The sequence below is a fragment of the Pseudarthrobacter sp. NKDBFgelt genome, assembly GCF_046097905.1.
Classification (GTDB): domain Bacteria; phylum Actinomycetota; class Actinomycetes; order Actinomycetales; family Micrococcaceae; genus Arthrobacter; species Arthrobacter polychromogenes.
In genome coordinates this window covers 1-21,648 of sequence record NZ_JBJURL010000073.1, presented here as the reverse complement: position 1 = coordinate 21,648, position 21,648 = coordinate 1, and the positions used below count along the sequence as shown (strand labels likewise).

The window sequence follows — 21,648 nt, the reverse complement described above, 5'->3', positions numbered from 1 at the left end:
ACGCCGGGGGCGGCGCTGCTCGCCGGTGCGGCCGCACTGCGCTCAGGTGCCGGGAGGCTCACCCTGGCCGTGGCGGAATCCGTGGCCGTCCACGTGGGCGTGGCACTGCCTGAGTGCGGGGCCATGGGGCTGCCCGAAAGCTCCAGCGGGTCCGTTACCGGTGAGGGACTGGACCTCATTTCCTCGTACCTGGACAGCGCTGACGCCATCCTGGTCGGCCCGGGCCTGGACGATCCGGACCTCACCGAGGACCTGCTCCGGGCCCTCCTGGAGCGGGAGGCTGCCGCTGGGGAGAAGAACGACGGCGGAGGTCCCGCCGTCGTTCTCGATGCCTTCGCTTTGGGTGCCTTGGTGAACGTGGCGGACCGGTGTGACCCGTGGAAGGGCCGCCTGATCCTCACGCCCAACCCCAAGGAGGCGGAGATCCTGCTGGGCCGGGATCTGAAGGACCTGCCGGCGGATGTCGCGGAAATAGCCGACAGGTACCAGGCCGTGGTGAGCTGCCAGGGGCTCATTGGCCGCCCGTCCGGCCCGGACGCCCCCGAGGAATCGGAGCTGTGGAAGATCACTACCGGTTACGGCGGGCTGGGCACCTCCGGAAGCGGCGACGTTCTGGCGGGGGCCATCGCCGGCCTCCGTGCCCGGGGAACCACGGGCCCGCAGGCCGCCTGTTGGGGAACACACCTCCATGCCGCTGCCGCGGACCGGCTGGCCAGCAGGCTTGGACCCTTGGGATTCCTGGCCCGTGAACTGGCCGACGAGCTGCCCGCCCTGATGCTGGAGCTCAACACCTGATTCGTGGCCTCGACCGTGCCTAGGACTCCGGGCATGGGACGACCCCCGGCCGAAACCGGGGGCCACCGTATCGGGAAGTTCAGGCGCAACCTGCCGATGCGCGGGAAGCGCTGTGGCGTGCTCAGAATGGCCATCCGCCCTGAAGAGGCAGTAAACAATCAGTGCCTGACGTCCCGATCCTGTGTTGAAACTAGGCGGCGATTTCCTGCTTTGCCCCCTTCGTCTCAATTTCGATCTTCCGCGGCTTGGCCTTTTCGGCGACAGGAATCCGCAGTGTCAGGACACCGGCGTCGTACGTAGCCTTCACATTTTCAGCATCCAGGGTGTCCCCGAGGATCAGCTGGCGGCTAAACACGCCGCGCGGCCGCTCGGAGGCGATCAACTCGGTGTCCTTGCCCGCAGGATCAGGCCGCTCGGCCTTGACCGTGAGGACGTTCCGTTCCACATCCAGGTCCACTGAATCCACATCGACGCCGGGCAGATCAAAGGCGACTACAAATTCCTGGTCCTCACGCCATGCGTCCATCGGCATGGCTGCCGGACGCGCTGCGGTGCCGAGGACCTGCTGGGCCAGCCTGTCCAGCTCGCGGAACGGATCGGTTCGCATCAACATGGCTTCCCTCCTCGTAAGAGACGGTCCAACACTTTTTGCTTTCAGCCGATCTGTATTGGCTGATACAGATTTTTTATCACTGGAGAGGCAGGTCCGCAAGCGTCTTGCGGGAGATTTTTTGGACTTTTTCTGGGTGCAGGAAGGCGCGTCGGAAGGCGGGAAAAGGGGCCTTCCACGTGGTGCGGAAGGCCCCTTTTCTGGCTGCTCCTGGGTTGGGATGTGGCGATGTTCGCCGGCGCCGGCTTAGTCCCGGGTGGGATCCGGCCGCAGGGGTGCGGGACCGGGGTCCGGCACGGGCAGCGGCCCTGGCGGTTCAGGTGCAGGGAACGGATTGGGGGCCGGCGGGCCGGGATGCCCGGGGTGGGCCGGATCCGGCTGGGTGGGGCCCGGTTCCGGCGGGAACGGCTCGGGCTCGTGCACTGGCGGGATGGTCATGAACTTCCCCTCTCACGCTGGGCGGATGTGCCTTGGCGTGAACAGGATACGCCTGCCACCTCAAGCCGACCAGCGTCCTCGGGTGAGAGAGCGTCCGCGGAAAACCCGCGTCAAGTGAGAGAGCGTCCGGGGGAAACCGGCATCAAGTGAGAGAGCGTCCGGGGTGGGAGGAGAGGGGTTTGGCGGTGTAATCCCCCGGTAGCGAACGGCGGCAAAATTGTCGGGGCGGCTCTATATATTGAAGGCATGACCCAGACCCCGCTGCAGGACTCCGCCGCCACCGCCGTTCCCACCCCGCCGGCGGCCAAGAAAATCCCGTCCGAACGCCTCCACCACGGGGACACCTTCGTGGACAATTACGAGTGGCTGCGGGACAAGGAATCCGCCGAGGTGGTGGCGCACCTGAAGGCCGAGAATGCCTACCAGGAAGCAGTCACCGCCCACCAGGAGCCGCTGCGGGAGGCCATCTTCCAGGAGATCAAGGGCCGCACGCAGGAAACCGACCTCTCCGTACCGCACCGCAAGGACGGCTGGTGGTACTTCAGCCGCTCGGCCGAGGGCAAGGAGTACGGCATCCAGTGCCGGGTCAGGGCCGCGGACACCGGGGACAAGATCGCCGACTGGACCCCTCCCGCGGTGCAGCCGGGCGTCGGGATCCCCGGCGAGGAAGTCCTCCTGGACGGCAACATCGAGGCCGAGGGCAAGCCGTTCTTCTCGGTAGGCGGATCGGCGGTAACGGTAGACGGCAACCTCTACGCCTACGCGGTGGATAACTCGGGAGATGAGCGTTTCACCCTCCGCATCAAGGACCTCCGCACCGGAGAACTGCTGCCTGACGTCATCGAGAACATCTTTTACGGCGTCGCTTTTTCACCGGACGGCACCCGGATTTTCTACACCGTGGTGGACGACTCCTGGCGCCCCTACCAGGTGAAGGCGCACACCCTGGGAACGCCCGTGGCCGAGGACGTCGTCATCTACCAGGAGGACGACGCCGCCATGTGGCTGGGCTTCGAGCTTTCTTCCGACCGCCGGTACCTGGTGCTGGGCATCGGATGCTCGGAATACAGCGAGACGCGCCTGCTCCGTTTTGACGACCCCGCCCAGGAACTGACCACCGTCATCTCCCGCAACGACCGGGTGCTCTACGAGGCAGAGCCGTTCCTCCTCACCGGCCCGGACGGCACCGCCAGCGAACGCATTTTGCTCACGCACAACCGCGGCGCCATCAATTCCATGGTGTCCCTGGCGGACCCGGCCGAGCTCGCCAGGCCGCTGTCCGAGCAGGACTGGGTCACCGTCGTCGGGCATTCCGACGACGTCCGCGTCAACGGGGCCGGCGTCACCTCCACGCACCTCATCGTGTCCATCCGCAAGGACACCATCGAACGGGTACAAGTCATTGGGCTGCATGGGCTGGGTACTCCGGCGCAGGAAGCACCGGTTGAACCCGCCTTCGACGAAGAGCTGTACACCGCGGGCGTGGGCGGCTCGGACTACGAGGCACCCGTGATCCGGCTGGGCTACACGTCCTACTTCACGCCGTCGCGCATCTATGACTTTGTGCTGCCCACCCCCGAGGTGCCGGCAGGGGAACTGCTCCTGCGGAAGGAAAGCCCGGTCCTTGGCGGCTACGACGGCAATGACTACGTGGCCACCCGCGAATGGGCCACCGCATCCGACGGCACCCGGATCCCGCTGTCAGTGCTGCGGCACAAGGCAGTCAAGCAGGATTCGACGGCGGCGGGCCTGGTGTACGGCTACGGCTCGTACGAGATGAGCATGGACCCGGGCTTCGGCATTGCACGGCTCTCGTTGCTGGACCGCGGCGTGGTGTTCGTGATCGCCCACATCCGCGGCGGCGGCGAGCTTGGGCGGCACTGGTACGAGAACGGCAAGAAGCTCACCAAGAAGAACACGTTCACCGACTTCGTGGACGCCACCGACTGGCTGGCAGCCTCGGGCTGGGTGGACCCGGCACGGATTGCCGCGCTGGGCGGTTCGGCCGGCGGCCTGCTGATGGGTGCCGTGGCGAACATGGCACCGGAGAAGTACGCCGCCATCGTGGCCCAGGTGCCGTTCGTGGACCCGCTGACCAGCATCCTGGACCCGGAGCTGCCGCTGTCCGCCCTGGAGTGGGAGGAATGGGGCAACCCCATCACGGATCCCGGTGTCTACGAGTACATGAAGTCCTACTCCCCCTACGAGAACGTGCGCCCGGCCGCCTACCCGAAGATTGCCGCCGTCACGTCCTTCAACGACACCCGGGTCCTCTACGTTGAGCCGGCCAAGTGGGTGCAGGAGCTGCGGAACAAGACCACCGGAACCGAGCCGATCGTCATGAAGATCGAAATGGACGGCGGACACGGGGGCGCCTCCGGCCGTTACGTGCAGTGGCGCGAGCGCGCCTGGGACTACGCGTTCATCGCCGATTCCCTTGGGGCCACGGAGCTGCTGCCGGGTGCCGGCCTGAAGTAGGCCGGGCGTACGCCATCGATTGCTCCGATACTGCCGTTTAGACCCCTGAGAACGGCGTTTTCGGAGCAATCGATGGGGAAATCTGGCAGCTCAGGTCTGTGGATGCTCCACCAGCCACTCCGCCAGGGTTTCGAGGTTGGCGCGGACGGTGCGGCCCTGGGCCCGTTCAACGAGCGGGTCGGCCAGCTTGCCGAATACGCCGCCCAGGCCACTCGCGGCGTCGATCCGCTGGGTGAGGCGGGTGCCGCCGTCGGCCGGTTCAAGGGTAAAGGTGATGGTGAAGTCGAGCTTGCCCTCGACGGAGCGGGACACAATGCGCCGGGGCGGATCGAACTCGGTAACCTCGACGGTCCAGTCGAACTGCCTGCCCATTACTTTGCTGGTGCCGCGTCCGCGGGTACCGACGCCGAGGGGGCCGTCCCCCACCTGTTCCGAGGAGGTGACGGAGGAATCGAAGACCGCGACGTTCTGGAACTTCGACACGAAGTCAAAGACCTCCTGCGGCGGCCGGGCAATAACAACACTTTCTTCCACAACAGGCATTGGAGCCTCCTTCACAGGGCACCTGATGCCGGCTCGGCTCTGCCGGCACGATAGGCAGGCACAGCGCCAGAGTGGACCTTCGGCAGGCCGGTGTCAATGCCCTGCCGGAAGGGCCGGCACCGCCTGGGAATTAAGCCGCGCGCGTGCGGTCCCACAGGCCTGACCAGCGGTAACGCTCATGACGCCCTCAGTACCCATAAATGCTAATCAGGCTTACTATTGTCTGGCTGGCTGCCCGCTGGGGGCAGGACAACCAGCGCCGCATGTGGAGGTTTTGCGTGAGCATGGAACAGGAAATGCGTCCCCTGACCGACGACGAACTGATGTCAGAGCAGGCAACGGCCCTGCCGGACAAGGAAGTTGCCTCTGTCCTGGACCTGAATGCCGACCTGGACCTGGGTATCGACGCGGCAGCGCCCATCGACCTTGCTGTGGCAGCGAACGCCAACGTCGCAGCACCGATTGACGCCGCAGCCTCCGCCAACATTCTTTCCTACGGCTCGGACGCCCAGGCACTCGCCGATCAGGGCGTCATGATTGAGCAGGGCATCGTGGCCGACGCGAATGCGGAGTCCACCCAGGACAGCACCATCGACCAGGGCAATGACACGGTGGACGGCGGAACACCGGAGAGCAGCGGCGCGGGCACGGTGGACGGCGGAAGCCCGGTTGCGGGAACCACCACAGGAACGGCCGACGGCGGCGCCCTCCTCCCCGATGGCACCCTTCCGGACGGAACACTGCCCGACGGCACCCTGCCCGATGTCGGCGCGGTGCCCGTGGATCCCGCAGCGGCACTGGACGGCGACCTGCTCAACGTCAACGTGGACCTTGCTGCGGACGCGGACATCGCGGCGCCGATCAACGGCGCCGTGGCCGCCAATGCGAACGTCGCGGCCCCGATCGACGCGGCCGTGGCCGCGAACATCGGTTCCATCGACAGCCAGGCCTACGCCGTGGCCGAGCAGGATGCCATCATCAGCCAGCACATCGAGGGCCAGGCCAACGCCTCCGCTGACCAGCAGTCCAACCTCGAACAGTAAGCACAGATGACCCAAACCAGCGGCGGGCCGCGCCCCCAGGCGGGCCCGCCGTCGTCCCCTGCCCTGGAGGCTGAGCACCACCCGCAGGTCCCCCGGCTCGCCGACGGCGTCCAACTGATCGGCGAGTCCGAAGGATCAGGCTACCGGGAGCCGCCCTCCCTGGTCCGCCGCGCCGACGGACAAACCCTCCAGCTGACGCCGCTGCTCTATTTTGTGCTGGAAGCAATAGACGGAACGCGCAGCGTTCCCGAGATTGCAGAGCATGCCAGTGCCGGCTCCGGCAGGCTCATCAGCGCTGACAACGTGCGCACCCTGATTGATTCCCAGCTCCTGCCGCTGGGCCTGCTCCGGCTGGCCGACGGATCCCAGCCGGAAGTGAAGAAGGCCGATCCCCTGCTGGGGATGCGTTTCCGTTACACCGTGACCGATCCGGTGCGGACAGGCAAAATCACGGCTCCATTCGCTGCACTTTTCAACCCCCTGATCGTGGTGGCCGTAACCGCAGCCTTCCTGGCAGCGTGCTGGTGGGTGTTGATGGTGAAGGGACTGGGGTCGGCCACCCACGAAGCGTTTGAGAATCCCCTCCTGCTCCTGCTGATCTTCGCCATCACCATCCTGTCTGCAGGCTTCCATGAGTTCGGGCACGCCGCCGCAGCACGGAAGGGAGGTGCCGTCCCCGGCTCGATGGGCGCGGGCCTCTACCTGGTCTGGCCGGCATTCTTCACAGATGTCACCGACTCCTACCGGCTGGGCCGCGGCGGGCGGCTCCGGACGGACCTCGGCGGCCTCTATTTCAACGCCATCGTTGCCGTGGCAATCATGGGACTCTGGTGGGTAACGGGCTTCGACGCACTGCTGCTGGTTGTGGTGACCCAGATCCTCCAAATGGTCCGCCAGCTGCTGCCCCTGGTCAGGTTCGACGGCTACCACATCCTGGCGGACGCCACCGGGGTGCCCGACCTCTTCCAGCGCATCAAACCTGTCCTGCTGGGCCTGCTTCCATGGCGCTGGGGGCGGCCTGAAAATAGGGTCCTCAAACCATGGGCGCGCGCCGTTGTGACGCTTTGGGTCCTGGTCACCGTGCCCCTGCTGCTGTTCAGCCTGGCCATGATGGTGATTTCGCTGCCACGGCTGCTGGCCACCGCATGGAGCAGCGCCGCCCGGCAGCAAGACCTGCTGGCAGAAAGCCTTTCGGCCGGAGACCCGGCCGGGGCCGCGGTACGCTTCCTCGCCATTGTTGCCGTGGCACTGCCCATGCTGGGCATGCTGTACATCCTGCTGCGCCTGGTGCGCCAACTGGTCACAGGGCTCTGGCACAAGACCCGCGGCAGGGCCGTCCAACGAACCGCCGCATTGACAGTGGTGGGCGCCCTCCTTGCCGGCCTCGCCTGGGCATGGTGGCCCGACGGCGGAACCTACCGCCCCGTCCAGCCCTACGAACGTGGCACCCTTGCAGATGCCACCACCTCAATTCTTCCGGTCGGCGACACCGCCTTGAGGGAAGGGCGCAGCGGACGCACCGTGGCTCTTTGGCCAACCGGCACACCTACCCCCACGCGGGATAGTCCCCAGCTGAGTATGGTGCTGGTTCCCGTTGCGGGCGCTCCCGGCACCGAACCTGCTTCATCCAGGTCCACCACGGCCCCTGGCAGTTCTCCCTCCTGGGTGTTCCCGTTCGACCGGCCGGCGGCGCCTAGCCCGGACGGCAACCGGGCCCTCGCCGTCAACACCAGCGACGGTTCGGTCAGCTACAGTGTGGCCTTCGCACTGGTATGGGCTGAGGACGGCGAGCCGGTGGACACGCGGAACGAGGCCTATGCCTTTGCCAGCTGCACAGGATGCGCTGCGGTGGCGGTCGGTTTCCAGGTGGTCCTTGTTGTGGGACAAACGGACGTCATTATTCCGGAGAACCTGTCAGCTGCCGCCAACTACAACTGCCTGGACTGCCTTACCTATGCACTGGCCAGCCAGCTGGTACTAACCTTGGACGGCCCACTGGCTGAGGACAGCATGGCCCAACTGACAGCACTGTGGGAAGAGATCGCCGCTTACGGCAGGAACGTCCAGAACGTGCCCCTCTCAGAGATCCAAGCCGCTCTTGCTTCCTACAAGGACCAGATCACCGCCATCATCAAGGCCGATCCCAACGCTTCGGCGGGGCCGCACCCCGGCCAGACGGCTTCGCCCAGCCCGACTGCCGCCTCCACCACGCAGGCCGAGCCGGAGCCAACTGTTCCGGCCGCTGAAGCATCTGCTCCTGCTCCGGCAGGAACCGAAGCAGCAACCGCGCCACCGGCCCCGGCCGGCGGAGCAAGCCCGGCGCCGTCGTCCACTCCGGTTCAAACCGCACAGCCGCCGGCGGGCACAGGTCCCACTGCCCCTGCTACGGAACCGCTCCCCACAACAGATCCGGGCTAGGCCAGCCGATTATTTCTCCACTCAATGGTCTATAACAGTGCTTTTTACTTAGGTGAGGCTTAGCTAATACCATCGTCGGATGACCACGCAGCTTGACTTCGCGCGGGTACCTTTCGCTGCCGATCTTTCGAGCTACGGAAACAGGCCTGCCATCATCACCGACGGACTGACCCTCACCTACGGCGAACTCGCCGACCGGGTGGACAGCTTCGCCCGAAGGCTCGGCACCGAGCGCCGCCTGATCGCGCTCGCCGCCTCCAACGGCGTCGAATCCGTCGTTGCTTACCTGGCAGCCCTCGCCTCCGGCCACCCGCTGATCCTCCTCCCGGAGGACAAGCCCGCGGCCCTTGAGTCCCTGGTGGCCGCCTACGATCCCGATGTGGTGGTGCGCTCGGCCGACGGGCAGTGCGTCCTGGACGAACGCCGTCCGGGGACCCGGCATACCCTGCATCCGGACCTTGCCCTGCTCCTCAGCACCTCCGGGTCCACGGGCTCCCCCAAATTGGTGCGGCTTTCCCACGCCAACCTCCAGGCCAACGCCGAATCCATCGCCACCTACCTGCAGATCACCCGGGACGACCGCGCCGCCACCACGCTGCCCATGTCCTACTGCTATGGGCTCTCAGTGATCAACAGCCACCTGCTGCGTGGCGCAGGGCTGGTCCTCACCGGGCTGTCCGTGGTTGATCCGTGCTTCTGGGAACTGTTCCGGCGGGAGGGCGCCACCGCCTTCGCCGCCGTTCCCTACACCTTCGAACTGCTGGAGCGCGTGGGCTTTGCGGACATGGACCTGCCCGCCCTGCGCTATGTCACCCAGGCCGGCGGCCGGCTTGCCCCGGACTCGGTACGGCACTACGCCGAACTGGGCAGGGAGAGGGGCTGGGACCTGTTCGTCATGTATGGCCAGACGGAGGCCACCGCCCGCATGGCCTACCTGCCGCCGGACCTGGCAACCGACCATCCCGGCGCGATCGGTGTTCCCGTTCCCGGCGGAGCCTTCCGGATCGAGCCCGTCCCGGGGCTTGCCGACGGCGAACTGGTGTACAGCGGCCCGAACGTGATGCTGGGCTATGCAGAGAGCCCGGGCGACCTGGCGCTGGGCCGCACGGTCACAGAACTGCGCACGGGTGACCTCGCCCGGAAGAACAGTGCCGGACTCTACGAGGTGCGCGGGCGCCGCAGCCGGTTCGTCAAGATCGTTGGGCTGCGGGTGGACCTGGGCCAGGTGGAACGCCTCCTCGCCGACCTCGGCGTGGTAGCGGCCAGCGCCGGGACGGACCAGCGGCTCGTCGTCGCCGTCGAAGGGGACCACGACACCCACCTGCTCACCAAGGTCCTGGCCCAGGGGCTGGGACTGCCGCGGGCCGCCGTCGACCTCCATGCCGTGGAGGAGCTCCCGCGCCTGGGCACGGGAAAAGTGGACTATCCAGCCGTGGCTGCCCTGCCGGCGGCACCGCCCTCCCGTCCGGCCAGCGCCGCTGAGTCCACGGCGGACGCTTCCGGCGCCGCAACCCAGCAGGACACCGCCACCCAGCAGGACACGGTCAGGCGGATTTTCGAGGACACGCTGGAACTGACGGACATTTCCGACGACGACACGTTTGTTTCGCTCGGCGGCGACTCCCTCTCCTTCGTGGCCGCTTCAGTCCGGCTCGAGCAGGTGTTGGGGCACCTGCCGCCGGACTGGCACGTGACGCCGGTCCGGCACCTTATACCGCGGCCGGACAGGAACAGGAACGGGCACCCGGATCGGTATCCGGGCGAACATCAGGGCGGGCGCCAGGGTGAAAAACCGGCCCGCCCGTGGACCGCGCGCGTGCTGGCCCCGATGGACACCAGCCTCGTCCTCCGCGCCGTGGGGATCTTCCTGATTGCCAGCACCCACATCGGCCTCTTCAGCTGGCAGGGCATGGCGCACGTATTGTTCGCGGCGGCGGGATTCAACTTCGCCCGCTTCCAGCTCTCCGGCGGGAGGCTGCCCCGCCTGCGGCGCCAGCTCACCAGCGTGGCCCGGATCGCGGTGCCCAGCATGGTGTTCATTGGCTTCGCCTACCTGGTCACGGACCGGTACGGCCTGGTGAACATCGTGCTCCTGAACGCCGTGCTCGGCCCTGAGCAGGTGACCACGCAGTGGCACTTCTGGTTCATCGAGGTGATGGTCTATATCCTGCTGGCGATGACGGCCCTGCTCGCCCTCCCCTGGCTGCACCGGGCCGAGCGGCGGTTCCCGTTCGTCTTCCCGCTGGTCCTGTTCGGCGGTGGACTGCTCACCCGCTTTGAGCTGGTAGAGCCCGGCGTGCCCCATACCGTCCCTGCCTTCTGGCTGTTCGCCCTGGGGTGGGTGGTGGCCCGCTCCCGCACCCTCGCCCAGCGCTGCACCGTCACCGCCCTGATGCTCCTCACCGTCCCGGGATTCTTCGAGAACCCCTACCGGGACCTCACCGTGATGGCCGGAATCCTCATGCTCACCTGGATGCCCGCCCTCCCGGTGCCGCGCGCCATGGGCCGGCTGATAGTCCTGCTCGCCAGCGCCTCCATGCACATCTACCTGGTCCACTGGCTGGTCTACCCCCTGCTGACCGGTATCAGCGTGCCCCTGGCGGTGGCCGGCTCACTGGCCGCGGGAGTGGCCTACTGGGCCCTGTGCAACAGGGCAGCCGGGGCAGCAACCCACTATTTGGCGCGCAGGTGAGGTGACGACGGCGGCCGCCTCCCGCCGTCGTCACCCCACCTTCAGGCCGCGGCAGTACCCGGAGAAGCTAACCGTGCTTACTATTATGGAGCACCCGTATTCCGGCCGGAGACCGCCACGGCCCGGACCCCACCAAAGGAGCAGTCATGCCGCTACGCAAGGGAACGTCCGTCGAATGGAACACGTCGCAGGGCATGACCCACGGAAAGATCGTTGAGAAGAAGACCAGCGACTTTGAGCTGGACGGACACACGCACCGGGCCAGCGAGGACGAACCGCAGTACGTGGTGGAATCCGCCAAGACCGGCGCCCGGGCCGCGCACAAGGCTTCCGCCCTGACCGAAAAGAAGTAGCGCCGTGGCCGCCCAGCATGAAGTGGTGATCATCGGAGGGGGCAACGCCGGCGTATCCCTGGCAGCCCGCCTGGAACGCTACGGGGTCAAGGACGTGGCCGTCATCGAGCCCAGGGACCACCACCTCTACCAGCCGCTGTTCTCCCATATTGCCGGCGGCCGGGCTCAGGCGCAGGAGGCCATCCGCTCCCAGGAGTCGGTGATGCCCCAGGGCGTGACGTGGATTCATGACGGTGCCGTGGACGTGGACACGGACACCAACACCGTCAGCCTGGCCTCGGGCTCGTCCGTGGCCTACGGGCAACTGGTGGTGTGCCCCGGCCTGCAGTACGACTGGGACGAGGTGCCGGGCCTGGCGGTGGCCGTGCATTCGCAGCATGGAGCGTCGCATTACGAGTTCGAGCTGGCACCCAAGGCCTGGACCCTGCTGAGCGGTCTCACGTCCGGAACCGCCGTCTTCACCATGCCCGCCGGCCCCATCAAATGCGGCGGCGCCAGCCAAAAGCCCATGTACCTTGCCTGCGACTACTGGCGTGAGCAAGGCGTGCTGGACCAGATCCGCGTGGTGATGGTCCAGCCCTATCCCACTGTTTTCGGGGTGCCCGAGATCGACCGGGAACTGGACCGCAAGATTGCGGAGTACGGCATTGAACTGCGGACCAACAGCGAACTGGTTTACGTGGACGCGGCGGGCCGGAACGCCACCATCCGGGACATCTCCACCGGCGCCGAGGACACCATCCACTACGACGTTCTGAACGCTGTTCCGCCGCAGTCGGCACCGGACTGGTTGAAGGCCACGGACCTGCCTGCTGCCGGGGACACTGGGGGGTTTGTGGAAGTGGACCGCCAGACGCTCAGGCACATCCGGTTCCCCAACGTGTGGTCCCTGGGGGACGCGGCCGGGACCACCAACTCAAAATCCGGCGGCGCCCTCCGGAAGCAGACCAAGGTGCTGGCCAAGAACCTGGTTGCCGCCCGGAAGGGGAAGCCGCTGCGCGCAAAGTACGACGGCTACTCGGTGTGCCCGTTCACGGTGTCGCGGGACACGGTGGTGTTCGCCGAGTTCGACGACCGGTACCGGCCCATGCCCACCATTCCCCGGGTCCCCACGTGGAACGAGAGCAAGCTGTCCTGGGTGGTGGACCGGGACATCTTCCCCCAGGTCTACTGGAACCTGATCCTCAAGGGCCGGGCGTAAGTGAGAGAGCGTCCCGGGAAAACCGCCCTTAAGTGAGAGAGCGTCCCGGGAACCCCATCGAGTGCTCCGATAATGCCGTTTTGGGCGCCGAAAACGACACCTACGGAGCAACCGATGAGGAGACGACGGCGGCCGTCGCCTCCGCGATGGCGCGTTCCTCGTCGGTGGGAACCACCAGGACGGGGATGGCGGACCCGGCCGTGGAAATGACGCGCGGCTCCCTGGACCGCTCGGCGTTCAGGCCGGCGTCGAGCTCTACGCCTAGGGCACCCAGCCGGTCCGCCACCAGCGCCCGGAACTGGTGGGAGTTCTCGCCGATGCCGGCAGTGAACACCAGGGCCTTCGCCCCGCCCACGGCCACGTGGTAGCCGCCGATGTACTTGGCCAGCCGGTAGGACGTGACGGCGAGCGCCGTGGCAGCCCTGGAGTCGCCGGACTCGGACGCCTCCACCACCGAGCGCATGTCATTGTTGCCGGCCAGGCCCTTCAGCCCGGATTCCCGGTTGAGCATCGTGTCCAGGTCCTCCGGGGTCCAGCCTGCCCGGCCCAGGAACACCAGGATGGACGGGTCAAGGTCGCCCGAGCGGGTCCCCATCACCAGGCCCTCGAGCGGCGTGAAGCCCATGGAGGTGTCCACGGAGTTGCCGCCGCGGATGGCCGTGACGGAGGCGCCGTTGCCCAGGTGGGCGATGACGCCGTCGAACTCTTCAACGGGCAGGTCCAGCAGCGCGGCGGCGCGCCGGGTCACGTACTCGTGGGACGTGCCGTGGAAGCCGTAGCGGCGGATGCCGTGGTTGGTGTACAGCTCGTCCGGGACGGCGTAGCGCCAGGCGTGCTCGGGCAGCGTGCGGTGGAACGCGGTGTCGAACACGGCAACCTGGGGCATGTCCGGCCACTTTTTGGTGATGGCCCGGATCCCCAGGACGTTGGCGGGGTTGTGCAGCGGCGCCAACGGGTTCAGGCGCTCGATGGCGCGGGTGATCTCGTTATCGATCAGTACAGGCTCCGCGAAGCGCTCCCCGCCGTGCACCACCCGGTGCCCCACCGCGGCCAGCTCCAGGCCGCCAAGTTCCTGGTGGATGGCGGCATCCACCAGCTCCAGCGCCTCGGCGTGGTCCCGCGGGCCCTCGATTTCGCCGTCGCCGTCACCGCCGTTGCCCATGCCGATCTTCTCGATCAGCCCCTCGGTCAGGACGCTCCCGGCGGCGACGTCGCGCACCTGGTACTTGAGCGAGGACGAGCCGGAGTTGATGACGAGCACGAGCATGTTGGGGCCTCCTGAGCCTTGCTTCTGCGGTTCAAACCCCACTATAGGCGGGCCGGGGCACGGGTTTCTTGCGGACAGGCGAGGCTGGGGCCTAGAGTCGGCACACGAGCTGGACCACGCCCGAGAGGACACTTCCATGACGAACGAGCCGAATTCGATCGACGAGAACGACCCCACCAACACGGGATCCAGCAGCACCGCGCCCCTGGATCCGCAGGCGGATTCGGATACCGGTTCCGGGAAGAAGGACCCCACTGTGGTGGAAGGCGCCAACCCTGCCCTGGACGACACCGGCGCCGTGAAAGCCGAGGAAACCGGCGAGGCACCCGAAGCCCCGGAGAACACCGAGGACCTGGACCTCACCCCGCAGGGACTGTCCGATGAGCCTGCCAAGCAGGAGGACCCGACCAGCATGGCGAAGCCGGACAACAGCTGACGCAGCCCTAAGTACCTGAATACAAAGGGCGACGGCGGCACCCACGGAGGGTGCCGCCGTCGCCCTTTGTGTTGGCTCGCTTGGCTGTCGCCTGGGGAAGCTGGTCCTAGGACGCAGGCCCTAGGAAGCGGGGGCCTGTGCCTGGATGGCCGTGATTGCCACGGTGTTCACGATGTCCTCCACGGTGCAGCCGCGGGAGAGGTCGTTGACCGGCTTCCGCAGCCCCTGCAGGACGGGCCCGACGGCCACGGCTCCGGAGCTCTGCTGCACCGCCTTGTACGTGTTGTTGCCGGTGTTCAGGTCCGGGAAGATGAACACCGTGGCCTGCCCGGCAACGGACGAGCCCGGCATCTTGGACTCCGCGATGGAGGCGTCCACGGCGGCGTCGTACTGGATGGGCCCCTCGACGGCGAGGTCCGGGCGGCGCTGGCGGACCAGCTCGGTGGCCTGCCGCACCTCGTCCACCGCTTCACCCGAGCCGGAACCGCCGGTGGAGTAGGAGAGCATGGCCACCCGCGGCTCCACCCCGAACTGCGCCGCGGTTTCCGCCGACGCCAGTGCGATGTCCGCCAGCTGCTCCACGTTCGGGTCCGGGTTCACGGCGCAGTCGCCGTACACCAGCACCCGGTCCGGCATCAGCATCAGGAACACGGAGGACACGATCTTGACGCCCTCGCGCGTCTTCACGAACTCCAGGGCGGGCCGGATGGTGTGGGCGGTGGTGTGGGCCGCCCCGGACACCATGCCGTCCACCACGCCGAGCTGGACCATCATGGTGCCGAAGTAGCTGACGTCCTGCATGATCTCCAGCGCCTTCGCCAGGTCCACGCCCTTGTGCGCCCGCAGTTCCGCGTACTTTTCGGCGAACTTCTGGCGCAGGTCCGAGGTGGCCGGGTCAACGATGTTGATGCCGGACAGGTCGATGCCGCGGGCGGCCGCCAGTTCGCGAACCTCCGATTCGGGGCCGAGCACGGTGAGGTCGCAGACGTCACGGCGGTGCAGGATCTCGGCTGCCCGGAGGATCCGCACGTCGGTCCCTTCCGGCAGCACCACGTGCCGGCGCTGAGACCGGGCACGTTCGATGAGGTCGTGCAGGAAGCGCAGCGGGGTCATCCGCTCCGCCCGGGGCAGGTGGAGGCGCTCCATCAGTTCGGTCTCGTCCACCCGGCGGGACCAGAGGCCCAGGGCGGAAGCGACCTTGCGGCGGTGTCCGGACCAGATCTCGCTGCGGACCTCGGAAACCCGGCGGGCCGTGGTGTAGGTGTCCTCCGTGGCGGCAAACACGGGGAACGGGGCCTGCGCCAGGAGCGGGTAGATGTTGGCGTCGGGCGCGAGACCGCCGGTGAGGATGAGCGCGGAGGCCACCGGGAACTCCGGCGAGAAGGACGCCGCCAGGCACGCCACCATCACATCGGCCCGGTCGCCGGGGACGATCACCAGGGCGCCCTCGTCCAGCACGTTCAGGAAGTTGCCCACGTTCATGGCGGCCACCTTGATGTCCTTGACGTCGCGTTCCATGTCCGGCCGCCCGGCGATCTGGCGGACGCCCAGCGCCGCAGCAACCTCGCCGGTGGTGGGACGCGCGATCGCCTCCAGCTCGGGCAGGATGTACACGGGCCGCTTTGAGGCGCCGGGCTTCACGGCGGCGGCGATCGCGTCCAGGTCCTCCGGATCCGCCCGGTTCACCATGATGGCCAGCAGGGAGCACCTTTCAGCGGCGAGTTCCTTCCGGGCAACCTCGACGGCGGAAGCAGCCTCGGCGACGGTCCGCCCCTTGGCGCCCACCACCGCCACGATGGGGGCGGCCAGGTTGTTGGCCAGGCGGGCGTTGAGGTCGAATTCGACGGCGGAGTCCTGGCCCACCAGGTCCGTTCCCTCCACGATCACCACATCGCAGTGCCGCGAGATCTCGGCGAAGATTTCCACGCAGCGGGCGTCGATCTCAGCCCGGTTTCCATCGGCCAGCAGGGACCGGACTTCCTCGTGGGTGAGTCCGCCGCGGCAGCGCTCGTCCTCCAGCGCGAAACGGGACTTCATCAGCGCGACCATCGGATCGGCCGCGGCGTCCGGGCCATGAACCACGGGCTTGAAAAAGCCGATCCTGTCCGCATGCCGGTGGAGGGTGTCCGCCAGACCCAGGGCCACAAGTGACTTGCCCGATCCGGGAGTGGTTGCGCTGACGTAGATGCCTTTGGCCATGGTCGCCCTTTGCTGTGCTGGTGCCGGTCACTCCATCCTTGCACCTCCCTCCCCGCGAGATGGCACTTCACAGCAATGTCCGCCGCTGGGAGTGCCGTCAAGTGTCACCTCGCGGGGACGTGCGGGCCGCCAACGTACATACCAGCCCGGTTTTGGGTCGCCCCGCCCCGGGGGTAGCCGCCAAAAAGCGGGTCTGACGCCGGAAAACCGGGCTGGAACGGCGGCCGCAGACGCCCCAGCCCTTGACATCGGACCCCTCCATGGGATTACCTAATGAACATTCGGTAAATAAAGCTGGAGGCAATGACGCATGGCTGAAACCACCCTTTCCGGGCCCACACACCAGATCCTGGAGAACGACTATGCCTCCGAGTGGATGGGCATCGAAGTCCTCGCCATCAGCGACGGCCACGCAACCATCCGGATGACCCTCCGGCAGGAAATGCTCAACGGCTTCGGCATGGCCCACGGCGGAATGATCTTCGCCTTCGGGGACACCGCGTTCGCCCTCGCCTGCAACCCCGCCGTCCAGGCACCCGGCGAGGAAAACAGCATCACCGTGGCCTCCGGCGTCGACATCAATTTCCTCAAGCCGGCGTTCCGCGGCCAGGTGCTGACCGCAGTGGCGGACCGCCGCTCCAGCGCCGGACGCAGCGGCCTGTACGACATCCAGATTTTCGCCACGGATGCTGCACCCTCCCCAACAGGCCAGCCCGCACAGGCCCTGCCAGGCCCAGTCCAGCCCAATTCAGTCCAGCCCAGTTCAGCCCAGCCCGGCGAGCTCATTGCCGAGTTCCGCGGACGCAGCCGCACCATCCCCAAGAAGTAGGAAAATCATGACCCTGCATGCCCCCGAAACCCCCGCCGCTGCCGCAGCAACGGCCGCAGGCACTAACGTCATCCTGGACCGCGAGGAGACCATGTCCCGCGACGAGCTCGAGGCCCTGCAACTCAGCCGCCTGCAGCACACCGTGGCCTACGCCTACGAGCGCGTACCCCTGTACAAGCGCAAGTTCGACGACGCCGGCATCCACCCGAACGACCTCCGGGAACTCAGCGACCTGGGCAACTTCCCCTTCACTACCAAGGACGACCTCCGCGAGGAATACCCGTTCGGGATGTTTGCCGTCCCGCAGCACGAAGTAGCCCGCGTGCACGCCAGCTCGGGCACCACGGGCCGGCCCACGGTGGTCGGGTACACCAAGAAGGACCTGGCGGACTGGGCCAAGCTCGTGGCACGCAGCTTCCGCGCGTCCGGCATCCGGCCGGGCATGAAGGTCCACAACGCGTATGGCTATGGCCTGTTCACCGGCGGCCTGGGCGCGCACGCCGGCGCCGAAGCCCTCGGCTGCACCGTCATCCCCATCTCCGGCGGGCAGACCGAACGCCAGATCCAGCTGATCCAGGACTTCAAGCCGGACGCCATCCTGGCCACCCCCACCTACCTGCTCACCATCGCGGACGCCATGGCGCACATGGGCATCGACCCCGCCTCCACCTCGCTGAAATATGCGGTGCTGGGCGCCGAGCCGTGGACCGAGGAAATGCGGCACGAACTTGAGGTCACCATGAACCTCAAGGCTTGCGACATCTACGGCCTGTCCGAGGTCATGGGACCCGGTGTGGCCGGCGAGGCCGTGGAGACCCAGGACGGCAGCCACATCTGGGAGGACCACTTCCGGCCGGAAATCATCGACGCCTTCAACCCGGTGGTGGGCAAGGAGAACGTGCTGCGCGACGGCGAGCACGGCGAACTGGTGTTCACGTCCCTGACCAAGGAAGCGCTGCCCATCATCCGGTACCGCACCAAGGACCTCACGCGCCTGCTCCCCGGCACGGCCCGCCCCGCACACCGCCGGATGGGACGCATCACCGGCCGCAGCGATGACATGATCATCCTCCGCGGCGTGAACGTCTTCCCGTCCCAGATCGAGGAGATCGCCCTCCGCATCCCCGAGCTCAGCCCGCACTTCCAGCTTGAGCTCACCCGGCCCGAGGGCCAGCGGATGGACCAGATGACGGTGAAGATCGAGCGCCGGGAGACCGTCACCATCGAGCAGGTTTCGACGGCGGCGCGCACCTTGAAGGAGCAGATCAAGATCCATGTGGGTTCTTCCTGCACGGTTGACGTTGTGGACCCCGGCTCCCTGGAGCGGTCCAACGGCAAGCTGCGACGCATCTACGACATGCGCCCCAAGGCGTAGGCCATCCAGCGGTGGCGCAGGCTCCGGGCTGCGCCACCCGACCGACCGTTCATGAGAAACTAGCCACTATGCCCAGCAGCACTGATACAGCCAGCACAGCCAAGCGCGGCCGCCCCGGATACGACCAGCAGTCGGTGCTGCGCATCGCCGTCGACGTCTTCAACCGGCACGGCTACGACGCAACGTCCATGGGCATCCTCGCGGACAACCTGGGCATCTCCAAGTCCGCCATCTACCACCACGTGCCGTCAAAGGGCGACCTCCTGAAGCTCGCCCTGGAGCACGCGCTCGGCGGGCTCGAGGGCATCCTGCAAGAACCTGCAGCAACGTCCGGCGCGGCCGATGCCCGCCTCGAGTTCGTGCTCCGGCAGACCGTGGCCGTCCTGGTGGAGCGGCTGCCGTTCGTCACGCTGCTCCTGCGGCTGCGCGGGAACACGGAGATTGAGCGGGACGCCCTGGAGCGCCGCCGCGCCTTCGACCACAAGGTGGCTGGGTTGATCTCCGCAGCCCGCGACGAAGGCTCCCTGCGCCAGGACATCGATCCGCGGACCGTCACCAGGCTGCTGTTCGGCATGATCAACTCGATCGTGGAATGGTACAAGCCGGGCGGGCCCCTCTCCCCCGAACGGCTTGCCGACGACGTGATCACCATGGCGTTCGACGGGCTGCACTCCACCCAGCACTAAGGCAGATACTAAGGGTGCTTGGTATTTTCTCTGATCCCCGGCTACGGTGGTAGAAACCAGCCAGGACCCGGAGGAGGCCGTCCATGAATACCGTCACCCGCCGGGATCTGCCGCGTCCGGACCGCTTCCGGACAGCGGCGGGAGCTGCGCTGCTCACGGCGTCCCTGTCCCTCACCGCCTGCACCGGCTCCACGCCTCCCCCGGAACCCAGCGGCACCTCCAGCCCCGGGTCGACGTCCACGGCCACGCCTAACAGCACAGCGGCACCGGCCCCGGCGCCGGCTGCGGAGGGCGATATCCCCCAGCTGGTGGAGAACCTCGCTCCGTCCGTGGTCACCATCTTCACGGACGGCGGCCTGGGCAGCGGCGTGGTCTACTCCGAGGACGGCCTGATCCTCACCAACGAGCATGTGGTCCGGGGCAACACCCGCGTTGAGGTTGCCTTCGCCGACGGCCAGCGGGTGGAGGGAACCGTCAGGGCCACCGACCCCGTAACGGACCTCGCCCTGGTCCAGGCCAACCGCACCGGCCTGCCCAAACCCGTCTACCAGACCAACCTCCCACGTGTGGGCGAGGGTGCCGTGGTGCTCGGCTCGCCGCTCGGCTTCGAGAACACAGCCACCGCCGGGATCATCTCCGGGCTGCACCGGTCCATTCCCGGCTCCGCCTCCAACAGCCTCTCCCTGGTGGACCTGATCCAGACCGATGCCCCCATCAGCCCGGGCAACTCCGGCGGGGCGGTCATCAACATGCGCGGCGAAATCATCGGCATCAGCGAGGCCTACATTCCCCCGTCAGCCGGCGCCGTGGCCCTCGGATTCGCGATCCCCGCCGCCACCGCCGTGGAGGTCGCCGAGGAACTGCTGGCGGACGGCACTGCCGAACACGCCTACCTGGGCCTCACCCCGGGGGAACTGACCCCGCAGATCGCCGGCCAGCTGGGCATCGACGCAAGCACCGGCGTCGTGGTTCTGGCAGTGGACGACGACGGCCCCGCCGCACGTGCCGGCATCCGCCCGGGTGACGTCCTGGAGTCCCTGGAGGGCTTGGACCTCACCGCTCCGGAGAAGCTCCTGGCGGAACTCCGGAACCGCAACCCCGGCGATACCGTAGGCTTCAAGGTCAAGCGGCAGGACCAGAGCCTTGACCTCAAGGCGGACCTCATCGCGCGGCCCACAAGTAACACCCGATAGGAAGGTAAGAAAATGAGCCACCCCAAAGACGAAGCAGACGCCGGATACATCATTCCGGACCCCTCAAAGATCCGCGAGGACGTCCCCGGCGACGCCGGCGATGAGGCCAACGTTATCCGCTTCAGCGAAGAGCAGGCACTGATCGAGGAACAGTCCCACGGCATCCGCCCGGACACCTACAGCGTTCCCTCCGGCGGCCCCACCATGGCTGAGGCCCGGGGCAACATGGACCTCTCGGACCAGAGTGAAAGCGGGCACGGCACCGGCCGTGAGGATGACAGCAGCGACGACAGCCTGCACGGCGGCGCCGAGTCCTGATTTCACGGCAGCCGGCACGGCCGGCTGCAGCACGGCCGAAGGGGCGTCCCGGGGTTCCGGGGCGCCCTTCCGTGTTTCACCGGTGTGTGGCTAGAGTTCGTACTCGGCCTGGACGCCGAGCTTTTCGTGGACACACAGGATGTTGTGCTCGCTGTCCATGAACCACGCGCACTTTTCCGAGTCGGTGGTGCAGATGTGGTTCTCTGTCTTCAGGTTGGGCAGGTCGTAGTCCTGGAACGCGACACCCCTGGCTTCCATATCGCGGACCGTTCTTTCGATATCCGTGACCTCGAAGCTCAGGGCGGTGTGATCGGAGTGCTTGCCGTCCGAGACCGGCATTAACTGCAGCATGGGGCCGCCGTCGCTGCCGAGCAATTCGCTTCCGTCGTCTGTCATGCCGCGGTGCGGGAGTCCGAGCTTTTCGGTGTAGAACCTTCGGGCGCGCGCTGCATCATCGACTGGCAGGACGGTTGTGGCTGTGTTCATTCTTAGGTTCATGTGGCCACCTCCTACGGGCAGAATTTTACGCTTCCGCCCGCCAAAAAGATCCGCCCACCTCCCCTCCCGGCCCAGCCGCACGCTCTCTCACTTACCGCAGGAAATCCCCACACCCTCTCTCAGTTGATGCGGATAAATCGACAACGCTCTATCACTTACCAGGGGACAGTGATAGAGCGTTGGCGAAAATCATGCAGGAAGTGAGAGTGTCCCTATGTTTTTCGTCAAGCTGCTGTTGGTGTTTGGGCTTGGTAGAGGCTGCCGTCGCGGAGCATG

19 protein-coding genes are annotated in these 21,648 nt (G+C 67.0%); 13 read left to right on the top strand and 6 right to left on the bottom strand.

What is annotated here, in order from left to right; translation table 11 throughout:
- Positions 1–795 (top strand): NAD(P)H-hydrate dehydratase (locus ACKAE7_RS16765; protein ID WP_408979791.1); only part of this gene is annotated, 795 nt, incomplete at its 5' end.
- Between the two features lie 190 nt (positions 796–985).
- On the opposite strand, the gene ACKAE7_RS16760 is transcribed toward ACKAE7_RS16765, so the two are convergent.
- Positions 986–1,408: an Hsp20/alpha crystallin family protein gene (locus ACKAE7_RS16760; RefSeq protein ID WP_104184606.1), complete on the bottom strand. Its 423-nt coding sequence runs from the start codon at positions 1,406–1,408 to the stop codon at positions 986–988.
- A gap of 243 nt (positions 1,409–1,651) precedes the next feature.
- Entirely contained in the window at positions 1,652–1,843 is a 192-nt protein-coding gene (locus ACKAE7_RS16755; RefSeq protein WP_104184607.1) for a hypothetical protein, read from the bottom strand.
- 246 nt (positions 1,844–2,089) lie between these two features.
- On the opposite strand from ACKAE7_RS16755, the gene ACKAE7_RS16750 reads away from it, so the two are divergent.
- Entirely contained in the window at positions 2,090–4,321 is a 2,232-nt protein-coding gene (locus tag ACKAE7_RS16750) for a S9 family peptidase (RefSeq protein WP_408979790.1), read from the top strand.
- Positions 4,322–4,411: 90 nt separating this feature from the next.
- Here the strand turns inward: ACKAE7_RS16750 and ACKAE7_RS16745 are convergent, their stop codons facing one another.
- The gene (locus tag ACKAE7_RS16745) at positions 4,412–4,864 is read right to left on the bottom strand and encodes an SRPBCC family protein (RefSeq protein WP_408979789.1); all 453 of its coding nucleotides are present in this window, start codon (positions 4,862–4,864) and stop codon (positions 4,412–4,414) included.
- 284 nt (positions 4,865–5,148) lie between these two features.
- Between ACKAE7_RS16745 and ACKAE7_RS16740 the strand changes: the two genes are divergently transcribed.
- From ACKAE7_RS16740 to ACKAE7_RS16720, 5 genes are all read left to right on the top strand, one after another.
- Positions 5,149–5,907, top strand: coding sequence for a peptidoglycan-binding protein (locus ACKAE7_RS16740; RefSeq protein ID WP_408979792.1), 759 nt, complete (start codon positions 5,149–5,151; stop codon positions 5,905–5,907).
- Positions 5,908–5,913: 6 nt separating this feature from the next.
- Positions 5,914–8,325, top strand: coding sequence for a M50 family metallopeptidase (locus ACKAE7_RS16735; protein WP_408979788.1), 2,412 nt, complete (start codon positions 5,914–5,916; stop codon positions 8,323–8,325).
- A gap of 79 nt (positions 8,326–8,404) precedes the next feature.
- Entirely contained in the window at positions 8,405–11,017 is a 2,613-nt protein-coding gene (locus ACKAE7_RS16730) for an AMP-binding protein (RefSeq protein WP_408979787.1), read from the top strand.
- Positions 11,018–11,163: 146 nt separating this feature from the next.
- Entirely contained in the window at positions 11,164–11,370 is a 207-nt protein-coding gene (locus tag ACKAE7_RS16725) for a DUF2945 domain-containing protein (protein WP_104184611.1), read from the top strand.
- A gap of 4 nt (positions 11,371–11,374) precedes the next feature.
- Complete coding sequence (locus ACKAE7_RS16720; protein WP_408979786.1) at positions 11,375–12,571, top strand: NAD(P)/FAD-dependent oxidoreductase; 1,197 nt, start codon at positions 11,375–11,377, stop codon at positions 12,569–12,571.
- A gap of 100 nt (positions 12,572–12,671) precedes the next feature.
- Here ACKAE7_RS16720 and ACKAE7_RS16715 read toward each other — a convergent pair whose 3' ends face one another.
- Entirely contained in the window at positions 12,672–13,838 is a 1,167-nt protein-coding gene (locus ACKAE7_RS16715) for an acetate kinase (protein ID WP_190613253.1), read from the bottom strand.
- Positions 13,839–13,974: 136 nt separating this feature from the next.
- On the opposite strand from ACKAE7_RS16715, the gene ACKAE7_RS16710 reads away from it, so the two are divergent.
- A complete protein-coding gene (locus ACKAE7_RS16710) occupies positions 13,975–14,274 on the top strand; it encodes a hypothetical protein (protein ID WP_408979785.1) in 300 nt (99 codons plus the stop codon).
- Between the two features lie 120 nt (positions 14,275–14,394).
- Here the strand turns inward: ACKAE7_RS16710 and pta are convergent, their stop codons facing one another.
- Positions 14,395–16,473 carry a phosphate acetyltransferase gene (gene pta, locus ACKAE7_RS16705; protein WP_188813481.1) on the bottom strand — a complete coding sequence of 693 codons (2,079 nt, stop codon included), beginning with the start codon at positions 16,471–16,473 and terminating at the stop codon, positions 14,395–14,397.
- Between the two features lie 310 nt (positions 16,474–16,783).
- Here pta and ACKAE7_RS16700 point away from each other — a divergent pair, with 310 nt between their 5' ends.
- The 5 genes from ACKAE7_RS16700 (at position 16,784) to ACKAE7_RS16680 (ending at position 20,874) form a co-directional block, all read left to right on the top strand.
- Positions 16,784–17,302 carry a hotdog fold thioesterase gene (locus ACKAE7_RS16700; protein ID WP_188726951.1) on the top strand — a complete coding sequence of 173 codons (519 nt, stop codon included), beginning with the start codon at positions 16,784–16,786 and terminating at the stop codon, positions 17,300–17,302.
- A 7-nt stretch (positions 17,303–17,309) separates the two neighbouring features.
- A complete protein-coding gene (paaK, locus tag ACKAE7_RS16695) occupies positions 17,310–18,677 on the top strand; it encodes a phenylacetate--CoA ligase PaaK (RefSeq protein WP_188813483.1) in 1,368 nt (455 codons plus the stop codon).
- A gap of 68 nt (positions 18,678–18,745) precedes the next feature.
- Positions 18,746–19,363 (top strand): TetR/AcrR family transcriptional regulator, encoded by a 618-nt coding sequence (locus ACKAE7_RS16690; RefSeq protein ID WP_408979784.1) that lies wholly within the window; start codon positions 18,746–18,748, stop codon positions 19,361–19,363.
- Between the two features lie 83 nt (positions 19,364–19,446).
- Entirely contained in the window at positions 19,447–20,556 is a 1,110-nt protein-coding gene (locus ACKAE7_RS16685) for a S1C family serine protease (RefSeq protein WP_408979783.1), read from the top strand.
- A gap of 12 nt (positions 20,557–20,568) precedes the next feature.
- Complete coding sequence (locus ACKAE7_RS16680; protein ID WP_188813488.1) at positions 20,569–20,874, top strand: hypothetical protein; 306 nt, start codon at positions 20,569–20,571, stop codon at positions 20,872–20,874.
- 90 nt (positions 20,875–20,964) lie between these two features.
- On the opposite strand, the gene ACKAE7_RS16675 is transcribed toward ACKAE7_RS16680, so the two are convergent.
- Positions 20,965–21,360 (bottom strand): VOC family protein, encoded by a 396-nt coding sequence (locus ACKAE7_RS16675; protein ID WP_104184621.1) that lies wholly within the window; start codon positions 21,358–21,360, stop codon positions 20,965–20,967.
- Positions 21,361–21,648: the final 288 nt, after the last annotated feature.

Bases quoted from the DNA above. Each gene is read 5' to 3' on its own strand.
- paaK (WP_188813483.1), top strand. From the start codon at position 17,310: ATGACCCTGCATGCCCCCGAAACCCCCGCCGCTGCCGCAGCAACGGCC.
- ACKAE7_RS16730 (WP_408979787.1), top strand. From the start codon at position 8,405: ATGACCACGCAGCTTGACTTCGCGCGGGTACCTTTCGCTGCCGATCTT.
- ACKAE7_RS16750 (WP_408979790.1), top strand. From the start codon at position 2,090: ATGACCCAGACCCCGCTGCAGGACTCCGCCGCCACCGCCGTTCCCACC.
- ACKAE7_RS16755 (WP_104184607.1), bottom strand. From the start codon at position 1,843: ATGACCATCCCGCCAGTGCACGAGCCCGAGCCGTTCCCGCCGGAACCG.
- ACKAE7_RS16715 (WP_190613253.1), bottom strand. From the start codon at position 13,838: ATGCTCGTGCTCGTCATCAACTCCGGCTCGTCCTCGCTCAAGTACCAG.
- ACKAE7_RS16740 (WP_408979792.1), top strand. From the start codon at position 5,149: ATGGAACAGGAAATGCGTCCCCTGACCGACGACGAACTGATGTCAGAG.
- ACKAE7_RS16700 (WP_188726951.1), top strand. From the start codon at position 16,784: ATGGCTGAAACCACCCTTTCCGGGCCCACACACCAGATCCTGGAGAAC.
- pta (WP_188813481.1), bottom strand. From the start codon at position 16,473: ATGGCCAAAGGCATCTACGTCAGCGCAACCACTCCCGGATCGGGCAAG.
- ACKAE7_RS16745 (WP_408979789.1), bottom strand. From the start codon at position 4,864: ATGCCTGTTGTGGAAGAAAGTGTTGTTATTGCCCGGCCGCCGCAGGAG.
- ACKAE7_RS16675 (WP_104184621.1), bottom strand. From the start codon at position 21,360: ATGAACACAGCCACAACCGTCCTGCCAGTCGATGATGCAGCGCGCGCC.
- ACKAE7_RS16725 (WP_104184611.1), top strand. From the start codon at position 11,164: ATGCCGCTACGCAAGGGAACGTCCGTCGAATGGAACACGTCGCAGGGC.
- ACKAE7_RS16760 (WP_104184606.1), bottom strand. From the start codon at position 1,408: ATGTTGATGCGAACCGATCCGTTCCGCGAGCTGGACAGGCTGGCCCAG.
- ACKAE7_RS16735 (WP_408979788.1), top strand. From the start codon at position 5,914: ATGACCCAAACCAGCGGCGGGCCGCGCCCCCAGGCGGGCCCGCCGTCG.
- ACKAE7_RS16680 (WP_188813488.1), top strand. From the start codon at position 20,569: ATGAGCCACCCCAAAGACGAAGCAGACGCCGGATACATCATTCCGGAC.
- ACKAE7_RS16710 (WP_408979785.1), top strand. From the start codon at position 13,975: ATGACGAACGAGCCGAATTCGATCGACGAGAACGACCCCACCAACACG.
- ACKAE7_RS16690 (WP_408979784.1), top strand. From the start codon at position 18,746: ATGCCCAGCAGCACTGATACAGCCAGCACAGCCAAGCGCGGCCGCCCC.
- ACKAE7_RS16685 (WP_408979783.1), top strand. From the start codon at position 19,447: ATGAATACCGTCACCCGCCGGGATCTGCCGCGTCCGGACCGCTTCCGG.